This window comes from Marinobacter sp. SBS5 (assembly GCF_048285575.1).
GTDB lineage: Bacteria > Pseudomonadota > Gammaproteobacteria > Pseudomonadales > Oleiphilaceae > Marinobacter.
In genome coordinates this window covers 48,865-58,202 of the sequence record NZ_JBLWAZ010000006.1, presented here as the reverse complement: position 1 = coordinate 58,202, position 9,338 = coordinate 48,865, and the positions used below count along the sequence as shown (strand labels likewise).

Sequence of the window (9,338 nt, the reverse complement as noted above, 5' to 3'; positions counted from 1 at the left end):
ATTCATAAGTCCCCTTCTCAGCTATTTCAGTTTAAGGTACTTTCAGGCAACCCCAATACTTGGGGGAGTCTTTGGGAGGAGAGCTTTCCCGAAATTTGCGGAGCCATGGATGGCGGAGCAGAAGCGCCCAAGGATGGCTTGAGCGTTTTCTGTACGGCCGCCCCCGCCATGCGCCATGACCAAGGCCCGAAGGCTAGAGGAGATCCATCTCTACGGTCAGACTTTGTCGTAAAGCTTTGAGCCAGACTCCACAAACTCGCGGGATTTCTCCTGCATGCCGGCGTCGATGGCAGACACCTCATCCATGCCCTGCTCCGCTGCGTAATCTCGTACTTCCTGTGAGATTTTCATGGAACAGAACTTGGGCCCGCACATGGAGCAGAAGTGGGCCACTTTGGCCGAGTCTTTCGGTAGAGTTTCATCGTGGAACTCCCGAGCAGTGTCAGGGTCCAGCGCCAAGTTGAACTGGTCTTCCCAGCGGAACTCAAACCGTGCCTTGGAGAGCGCATTATCACGAATCTGAGCACCCGGATGGCCTTTCGCCAAATCAGCCGCGTGGGCGGCGATTTTGTAGGTGATGATGCCGGTTTTGACGTCATCCTTGTTGGGCAAGCCCAAGTGCTCTTTCGGCGTGACGTAGCAAAGCATGGCACAACCAAACCAGCCGATCATCGCCGCACCGATACCTGACGTGATGTGGTCGTAACCGGGCGCGATGTCCGTGGTCAGTGGGCCGAGGGTATAGAACGGCGCTTCGTCACAGCATTCCAGCTGCTTGTCCATGTTTTCTTTAATCAAATGCATGGGCACGTGGCCGGGGCCTTCGATCATGCATTGCACATCGTGCTTCCAGGCAATTTTGGTGAGTTCACCCAAGGTTTCCAATTCCCCGAACTGCGCTTCGTCGTTCGCATCGGCGATGGAGCCGGGGCGCAAGCCGTCGCCGAGGCTGAAGGACACGTCGTAGGCCTTCATAATTTCGCAGATGTCTTCGAAGTGTTCGTACAGGAAACTTTCTTTGTGATGCGCCAGGCACCATTTGGCCATGATGGAACCACCGCGGGAGACGATGCCGGTGGTGCGTTTGGCCGTCAGCGGCACGTGATGCAGGCGCACACCCGCGTGAATGGTGAAGTAATCCACGCCTTGCTCGGCCTGTTCAATCAGGGTGTCCCGGAAGATTTCCCAGGTCAGGTCTTCGGCGACACCGCCCACTTTTTCCAGCGCTTGGTAGATCGGCACGGTGCCGATGGGGACCGGGGAGTTTCGGATGATCCACTCACGGGTTTCGTGGATGTTTTTGCCGGTGGACAAGTCCATCACGGTGTCGGAGCCCCAGCGAATACCCCAGGTGAGCTTCTCGACTTCTTCTTCAATGGAAGACGTGACCGCGGAGTTACCGATATTGCCGTTAATCTTCACCAAAAAGTTTCGGCCGATGATCATCGGTTCGGTTTCAGGGTGATTGATGTTGGCAGGGATGATCGCCCGCCCGCGAGCCACTTCTTCACGAACGAATTCCGGAGTAATTTCAGCCGGCAGGCTGGCGCCGAACGACTGGCCCGGATGCTGATCATCGACCAGCCCCTGCTCACGGGCCTCTTGGAGCTTCATGTTTTCCCGAATGGCGATGTATTCCATTTCCGGGGTGATGATGCCTTGGCGGGCATAATGCATTTGAGTGACGTTCTTGCCGGGTTTTGCTTTGAAGGGCTTTCGCTCATCCATGAATCGAAGCGGGTCTAGCAGTGGGTCTTTCATGCGCCGGCGGGTGAACTCGGAGGTGTAGCCATCCAGTTGTTCAACGTCGCCGCGTTCAGCAATCCAATTGGCACGAACCGGCGCCAAGCCTTTACGCAAATCGATGTTAGCGTCCGGATCGGTGTAGGGGCCAGACGTGTCATACACCAGTACCGGCGGATTCTTTTCGCCGCCCATTTCGGTCGGGGTGTCGCCCACCGTAATTTCCCGCATTGGCACCCGAATGTCGGCTCGGCTACCCTGCACATAGATTTTTCGTGAGCTTGGTAATGGTTTGATTGCTGCCGAATCCACTTTTGCGGAGTCGCTGAGGTATGCTGGTATGTCCGTCATGTCTGCTCCCAGTAATATCTGAGGTGTCAGGTCGCGTATGACGGAGCACTGCCAAAACGCCATTACTGGCTACATGGCACTGTTCGTGCGGTCTTAATCCCTACGCCGGTATTATCCGGATCAGGTCGCGGGTTCTGCGTTGCAATCTCAGCCTATCACCGGTTTCTGGCGATTCAGCACCCCGTCAAGACGCGAATATCGAATTCGTTGCTTACACAATGTGTGAGCTTTTCAAGTGTAGAGACGGGACTCATTATTGTCCATAATGAGCCACCGATACTTTTGGACCATACTGTCGCGTTAGCACTCGGCAATGTGGCCTTCCGATCCTTGTATCCAGATCACGGATGCCCGGAGACAGTTTGTCAGGAGATACAATGAAAAAACGCTTACTTCCAGGACTGATCACCCTGCTTGCAGCTCAGCCTGCATTCTCTCTGGATTTGATGGAGACTTACGAAAAGGCGCTGTCTTACGACTCCGGCATTGCTTCGGCCATGGCGAGATTTCAATCCCAGCAAGCCGCCAGTGACGTAAGCAAAAGTACATTGCTGCCTCAGATCGGCGCTTATGCCGAAGCCAATCACATCGACTTCGATGCAGATAACGGCCCTGGAGACAGCTACAAGTCCCTGAACTACGGCGTTCAACTGACTCAGCCTATTTTCCGGGCGGACAACTGGTTCCGTTACGATGCCAGCCAGTTCCAGACCGAAGCCGCTCAAGCTCAATACAACCTGGCTCAGCAGCAATTGATTCTTGACGTTGCAACGGCTTACTTCAACGTGTTGCGCGCTCAAGATACCGTTACCACCGCTCAAGCCACCGAAGCAGCCATCCAGCGCCAATTTGAACAGGCTCAGGAACGCTATGATGTCGGCCTGATTGCAATCACCGAAGTGTATGAAGCTCGTGCCAGCTACGATGACAGCAAGAGCCTGCGCATCGCCGCTGAAAACCAGCTGAACGTGGCCCGAGAGCAACTTGCCCGCCTGACCGGCGAATATGCCGCCGATCTGGAAAACCTGCGTGAAAACTTCCCGCTAGGCCGCCCGAACCCGATGGACCCGTCCTCTTGGGAAGCCACGGCTTTGGAGCAGAACTGGTCTATCCAGGCGGCCATGTACCAACTGAACGCCAGCGAAGCCAACCTGAAAGTGGCCAAATCCGGCCATATGCCGACGCTCGATCTGGTGGCTTCCTACGGTGAAACTGAGCTTGAAAACGCGAAGACCCCGCAGCAAGAAGGAACCCAAGGCGTTATCGGGCTCCAACTCAACGTACCGTTGTACATGGGGGGTGGCACTCAAGCAGGCGTGCGCCAGCAGCGTTCATTGGTCACGGTGGCCGAGCAGGATTTGAATACCGTTCGCCGGGACGTACAGGTCAATACTCGCAGTTTATTCCTGACCGTCAACAACAACGTGGAAACCGCTTCTGCGCTTGAACAGACCATCATCTCCCGCCGCAGCGCTCTGGATGCAACGCGCGCCGGTTACGATGTCGGTACACGGAACATTGTGGAAGTGTTGGATGCAGAGCGAGCTTTCTACGTAGCGCTGCGGGATTACGCCAATGCCCGTTATGACTACGTGATCAACTCTCTGCAGTTAAAGCAGGCCGCCGGCACGCTCAGCCCACAGGACCTGATCGAGCTGAACAACTGGCTCAGCGAAGGTGCCCGTGGCATTGAAGCGATGGCAAACGACGGTAAAACTCTGGAAGACCCCTCCGAGTAATTCCCGCCGGTTTTGCAACTATACCCGGGCCGCCGTCAGGCCCGGGCGTTAGACTCTTTCGATGATCCCTTCGACCACTTTATCCAACGCACCTCGATTTTTATTCACCACCGCCAGCGCGCGCTGTCCGTAGACTTTGCACTCTTCCGCATCGGTCATCAGGCGACTCACTGCTTTTGCTAAATCTTTACAGCCCTTAACCATCTGAACGCCTTGGTCAGCCACCAAACTCTCATAGATTGTCTCGAAGTTGAACACATGGGGCCCGGAAAACACCGGCATTCCCCAAGCAGCAGGTTCTAGCGGGTTATGCCCTCCGCGCTCGATCAGCGAACCACCCACGAAGGCTATATCACTGGCGCCGTAGAGCATCATCAGCTCGCCCATAGTGTCTCCGAGATACACCTGAGCCATTTTCGGGCTCTCGTTCCGGGAGCGACGGGCTACCCGAAAGCCCTTTTTTTCGGCCATCGCTGCAACGGTATCGAAACGCTCCGGGTGTCGGGGCACAATAACCAACAGCGCATCATCGTGCTGTTCAAGAATGCTCTGGTGGGCACTCAGCAACTGCTCGTCTTCACCACTGTGAGTGCTTCCGGCAATCCAGACCATCCTACCCTCGAGCGTTTTTCGAAGATCCTCGGATGCCTTTCGCACATCATCAGGGATATCCACATCAAACTTTACACTGCCCGTCACTTCCACGCGGTCCGCTGCCACCCCAATGCGCCGAAACCGCTCAGCATCCGGTTCCGCCTGAGCCGCCACCCAACTAATGCTTTTCATCACGGGTGCCGCCAGCCCTTTGACCTTTTCATAGCCTTGAGCTGAGCGTTCAGACAAACGGGCATTAATCAGGAACACCGGCACCCTGCGCCGACGACACTGGCGGATCATATTGGGCCAGATTTCGGTTTCCAGAATAACGAGAATGCCCGGATTCACACGGTTCAGGAAACGTCGAATCGCACCGGGTGTGTCGTAGGGGGCGTAGGCATAGGCGACTCTGTCGCCAAACATCTTACGGGCCTGAGCTAACCCGGTATCGGTCATAGCTGTCATCAGTATCGTTGCGCCTAGCTCCTTTGCTAGCAGGCGCCGGACCAAAGGGCCCGCTGCGATGGTTTCACCCACGGATACCGCGTGCACCCAGATAACCGGCCCAGACATTGCCGGAACTATGCCTAGGCGATGCTGCCAGCCTTGGCGAAGAGCCGGTGCTTTTCGGCCCTGCCACCACAGCCGAAGCAGGATAAAGGGCAGAACCAGCCGGATCAGCTGGGAATAGATAAAATGAAACACGCAGGACTCCCGGCAAAACAGTGCGTTATCATAGGACGAAATTTGTCGAGTGGCTGCATCTTGCCCTCGGGCTAAACGTTTGTCGATTCGGGATTCACGATTTTGAACAAGAAGTACCGCAAACAACCCAGAAACACCGATTACTCAGCTTACCGCCATCCCCGCTGGTGGCCAACTTGGCTAGGCATATCGATTATGTGGCTGTTCGCTCAACTGCCCATTCGTTTTCAATGGTGGCTGGGCAAGATCGCGGGCTTGCTGGCGTGGAAACTGGCCAAGAGCCGGCGGCACGTCACCGAAGTAAACATTCGGCTGTGCTTTCCGGACCTCTCGGAAGCAGAACAAGCGGAGCTTGTCCGAAAAGCGTTTATCGCCAACGGCATCGGCTTGATGGAGCTGGGCATTGCCTGGTTCCGTGATCCCAAGAAGCTCACTGGCATCACCCAAGTGCATGGCCTCGAGCACTTTGAAAAGGCAATGGAAGATGGCCATGGCGTTCTGCTTCTGGGCGGCCATTACAGCACTCTCGACCTCGGCGGCAGTCTGGTCACCGAGTTCATTGATGCCGACGTAATGCAGCGGGATCACAACAATCCTTTGACCAACGCCGTCATGACCCGAGCACGGGGCCGCCGGTACGGTACAGTTTTGTCGTCCAAAGACTTACGGGGCCTGTTCCGAAGCCTGAAGAAAAACCATGCAGTCTGGTATGCCACCGATCAGGATTATGGCCGCAAAGACATTGTCTTCGCCCCCTTCTTCGGCATTCCTACCGGCACTATCACCGCCACATCCCGAATTGCGGACCGCAGCAAGTGCCGGGTTGTTCCGTTCAGCCATTTCCGCCGTGAAGACAAACCCGGCTACGACATTTACTTCCACCCTGCGCTGGAAAACTTCCCCAGCGGCGATGATCTGGACGATGCGACTCGCGTCAACGCCATTATTGAACAAGAAATCCGAAAGGCCCCGGACCAGTATCTGTGGATGCATCGTCGGTTTAAAACCCGGCCGTCAAAAGATGACCCGGGCTTTTACAAAAAACGGAAGAAAAAGAGGTAACGCGTGAATCCAGAAACGCGGGCGCCGGCTATCTGGCTGATTACCGATAACAAGCCAGGACACAAAAATCAGCTAAAAGGGCTGGGCAACCGTTTGCGGGTACTCACCGGCGCCAGCATTTACTGGGTCAACGCTGCAGATTCTCCGGTACCGCTCTGGCGCGCTCTTTTGGGCGTTGCCCCCGCCATGGATTCGCCCCCTCCTGCGCCCGCCCTGATTATTGCGGCAGGCTCGGGTACGCACCGGCTATTACTGGCGCTGCGCCGCCTTCGAAAAACCCGTACCGTGGTTCTGATGAAACCCGCCTTCCCGCTCGCTTGGGTAGATGCGGCTATTATTCCCGCCCACGACAACGCAAAAGCTTCGCGCAAAACGCTCATCACCGAAGGCGTGATCAATGCGGTCACGCCGATGGCACAATTGACCCCAAAGCCGGAAGCTCTGGTCTTGGCTGGCGGCCCATCCCGTCACTTTGTCTGGGAGGACGATGCCGTTTTTTCCCAGATTACAGACTTGATCGCACGTTACCCCGAGTGGCGATGGACTATCAGTAATTCTCGCCGAACTCCCGCAGCCCTCACTGCCAAGCTAGATGAACTGCAAGGCCCTAAAGTGACCGTCGTCCACCACGAAAACACCCACGACAACTGGCTGAATCATCAATTGGCCGCGTCAAGAGCTGTCTGGGTAACACCGGACAGCGTCTCGATGGTTTGCGAAGCCGCGACTTCCGGCGTACCAACCGGCTTGCTGGATTTGCCCGCCAGAGGTCGCAGCCGAGTCGCCAAAGGCGTCACCCGACTCGTGGAGCAAAGCTGGGTTTTCCGCTGGAACGAGCACAGCAGCGTTATGAGTGAGCAGGCTGAGCGACATGCGCGACTTTGGGAAGCGGACCGTGCCGCACGCTGGCTGACCCATCGATTTATCACCATCCCCGGACGCGCCAACAAGGAGGCTCCGCATTGAGAATACTTCAGGCACTTCCTGCCCTGTACAGCGGCGGTGTAGAGCGTGGCACGGTGGAGTTCGCGGCTGAACTGGTCAAGCGTGGCCACGAATCTTTTGTGGTATCCAACGGCGGCCCGATGGCTGAACAAGTGCGCGGCCAAGGTTCCACGCATCTTTACATGCCGATCCACCGCAAAACCCCAGCCTCGTTCGGCCAGATTCTGCCGATGCGACAGCTACTACAGAGCCTTAAACCCGACATCGTGCACGTTCGCTCCCGCATGCCAGCCTGGATCGTTCACCTAGCGCTGAAGTCGCTGCCGGCAAGCGAGCGCCCCGCCATCGTCTCGACCTTTCATGGCATGTACTCGGTGAACCCCTACAGCGCGATCATGGCCAAGGCGGATCACGTGATTGCAGTATCCAACTGCGTGAACGACTACGTACTGAAAAACTTTCAAGTACCGGAGGACAAGCTGACCGTGATTCAGCGCGGGGTCGATATTGACGCCTTCCGCCAGCGCGCGATCAATGAGCAGTGGCGTGACATACTACTGTCACGATTCCCTCAGCTCACGAACAAAAAGATCATCATGATGCCGGGCCGTATTTCCCGGTGGAAAGGTCAACTGGATTTCCTGAAAGCCATGGAAAGCATCGTCCGCCAGCGTCCGGATTGCCACGGCATCATCGTGGGCGGGGCGGAGCCCGGGAAGGAACGTTTTTTACAGGAACTGGAAACCGAACGAAGCCGGCTAAACCTGACCAACCAGGTATCGTTTCTTGGTCAACGCAACGACATGACCAACCTGTATTTGTTTGCGGATGTGGTTTGCCACATGTCGACCAAGCCGGAACCGTTCGGCCGCACCGTTACAGAAGCCTTGGCCTCGGGCACGCCCGTTGTCGCCTACAATCGTGGCGGTGCGGCGGAGACCTTACAGGCTTGTTTCCGGGACGGTTTGGTAACACCCGATGATACGGAAGCTTTTGCTCACACCGTACTGGAGTTGCTTGATAGGCCGAAGCAAGAGGTTGAGCTGCCGGAGCGGTTTTTGTTGCGGGCGCAGACGGAGGGGACACTAAAGATCTACGAGAAGGTCCTGACTGAGAAAGGCGCACGTTCGGGATGAAGGTTCTGATGCTGATGCTCTCGGACAACCCAGGAATTGGCGGTCTTGAGAAGCACACCCGAGAGCTGGCCACCGCGCTCGCTGAACTGGGCCACCAAGTATCCATTGCAGCCGCTCCGCAGCACGTTGCACCTATGGAAGGCGTTTCCTGCATCCCTGTGAACGCGCAGCGGTCGCGAAACTCCATCCCGTTGCTGCTCACAATCTTGCGGATTATCCGGGAAGGAAACTACCAAGTTGTGCACGCCCAAGGCACCAAAGCAGCGTTTGTTCTGCAGAGGCTGGCGCCGTTTATCAAGAAGCTCGCTCGCATCGCCAGCATTCACGGTTTCAAGTCACGCTACCCCAAAACTGGCGTTTTCCATCAGCTGATCGCAGTCAGTAAAGCGCTCGCAAACGACATCAATCAACCTGAGGTTACGGTAGTCTACAATGGGGCCTCAGTTGCCAATCAGGCCCCCGCGGAGCTCCCCCGAGAGGCCGCCCGCCCAATGTGGTTAGCGGTTGGGCGACTCGCACCGGTTAAGGGGTTTGACCTGCTGATCAAAGCCTTTCAGTTCTGCCCCGGCACTTTATTGATCGCGGGGGACGGTCCGGAGGACCAACGGCTTCGAGCGCTCATTGACTCCACAGGTCAAGCTGGCAAGGTTGAGCTTTTAGGCTTTCGAACAGACATCCCCGCACTCATGGCCGCCGCCAATGGCGTCGTGATTAGCTCTGAACGAGAGGGGTTTTCCTATGTCTGCGCGGAAGCGCTACTGCTCGGCAAGCCGGTTATTTCCACCAACGTCCCGATTGCCAATGAAGTCTTGCCCAAAAACCACATATTCCACGGCGGCGAGCCAGCCGAGTTTGCCAAGTTACTGCAACAAAACCTGGGATCATTAACCGCCGACCAAGCCGAGGCAAGAGCTTTCGCCAATGAAAAGCTGTCGTTGTCTGCCATGGCCGCAAACACGATCGCGGTTTATCGAAAAGCTTCAGAAAAACTCGCTCTAGAGCGCTGCAAGCGATGACGGGTTACACTGAAGGAACCCGCACTTTGACCTCGCTACCTAAC

8 protein-coding genes and 1 riboswitch are annotated in these 9,338 nt (G+C 56.3%); of the genes, 6 read left to right on the top strand and 2 right to left on the bottom strand.

Going from position 1 to position 9,338, the window contains the following annotated elements:
• A partial coding sequence (locus tag ACNQ6O_RS14485) for a hypothetical protein (RefSeq protein WP_418053919.1) occupies positions 1-240 on the top strand: 240 nt, incomplete at its 5' end.
• Here the strand turns inward: ACNQ6O_RS14485 and thiC are convergent.
• On the bottom strand, positions 217-2,094 hold the full coding sequence (gene thiC, locus ACNQ6O_RS14480) for a phosphomethylpyrimidine synthase ThiC (protein ID WP_418053918.1): 1,878 nt from the start codon (positions 2,092-2,094) through the stop codon (positions 217-219). The two genes, ACNQ6O_RS14485 and thiC, sit on opposite strands and share 24 nt — an antisense overlap.
• 80 nt (positions 2,095-2,174) lie before the next feature.
• A riboswitch (TPP riboswitch) is annotated at positions 2,175-2,288 on the bottom strand.
• A gap of 183 nt (positions 2,289-2,471) precedes the next feature.
• Between thiC and ACNQ6O_RS14475 the strand changes: the two genes are divergently transcribed.
• Positions 2,472-3,833: a TolC family outer membrane protein gene (locus tag ACNQ6O_RS14475; protein WP_418053917.1), complete on the top strand. Its 1,362-nt coding sequence runs from the start codon at positions 2,472-2,474 to the stop codon at positions 3,831-3,833.
• A 48-nt stretch (positions 3,834-3,881) separates the two neighbouring features.
• On the opposite strand, the gene waaA is transcribed toward ACNQ6O_RS14475, so the two are convergent.
• On the bottom strand, positions 3,882-5,135 hold the full coding sequence (gene waaA / locus ACNQ6O_RS14470) for a lipid IV(A) 3-deoxy-D-manno-octulosonic acid transferase (protein WP_418053916.1): 1,254 nt from the start codon (positions 5,133-5,135) through the stop codon (positions 3,882-3,884).
• A gap of 102 nt (positions 5,136-5,237) precedes the next feature.
• Here waaA and lpxL point away from each other — a divergent pair, with 102 nt between their 5' ends.
• Genes lpxL through ACNQ6O_RS14450 form a run of 4 tightly spaced genes read left to right on the top strand, consistent with a single transcriptional unit; the run spans position 5,238 to position 9,294 of the window.
• Positions 5,238-6,197, top strand: coding sequence for an LpxL/LpxP family Kdo(2)-lipid IV(A) lauroyl/palmitoleoyl acyltransferase (gene lpxL / locus ACNQ6O_RS14465; protein ID WP_418053915.1), 960 nt, complete (start codon positions 5,238-5,240; stop codon positions 6,195-6,197).
• A 3-nt stretch (positions 6,198-6,200) separates the two neighbouring features.
• On the top strand, positions 6,201-7,163 hold the full coding sequence (locus ACNQ6O_RS14460; RefSeq protein ID WP_418053914.1) for a mitochondrial fission ELM1 family protein: 963 nt from the start codon (positions 6,201-6,203) through the stop codon (positions 7,161-7,163).
• On the top strand, positions 7,160-8,278 hold the full coding sequence (locus ACNQ6O_RS14455) for a glycosyltransferase family 4 protein (protein ID WP_418053913.1): 1,119 nt from the start codon (positions 7,160-7,162) through the stop codon (positions 8,276-8,278). The genes ACNQ6O_RS14460 and ACNQ6O_RS14455 overlap by 4 nt, the downstream gene beginning before the upstream one ends.
• A complete protein-coding gene (locus ACNQ6O_RS14450) occupies positions 8,275-9,294 on the top strand; it encodes a glycosyltransferase (RefSeq protein WP_418053912.1) in 1,020 nt (339 codons plus the stop codon). The genes ACNQ6O_RS14455 and ACNQ6O_RS14450 overlap by 4 nt, the downstream gene beginning before the upstream one ends.
• Positions 9,295-9,338: the final 44 nt, after the last annotated feature.

What these genes read in the sequence shown, in the direction of transcription:
- thiC (WP_418053918.1), bottom strand. Translation starts at nt 2,094, where the DNA reads ATGACGGACATACCAGCATACCTCAGCGACTCCGCAAAAGTGGATTCG.
- ACNQ6O_RS14475 (WP_418053917.1), top strand. Translation starts at nt 2,472, where the DNA reads ATGAAAAAACGCTTACTTCCAGGACTGATCACCCTGCTTGCAGCTCAG.
- ACNQ6O_RS14450 (WP_418053912.1), top strand. Translation starts at nt 8,275, where the DNA reads ATGAAGGTTCTGATGCTGATGCTCTCGGACAACCCAGGAATTGGCGGT.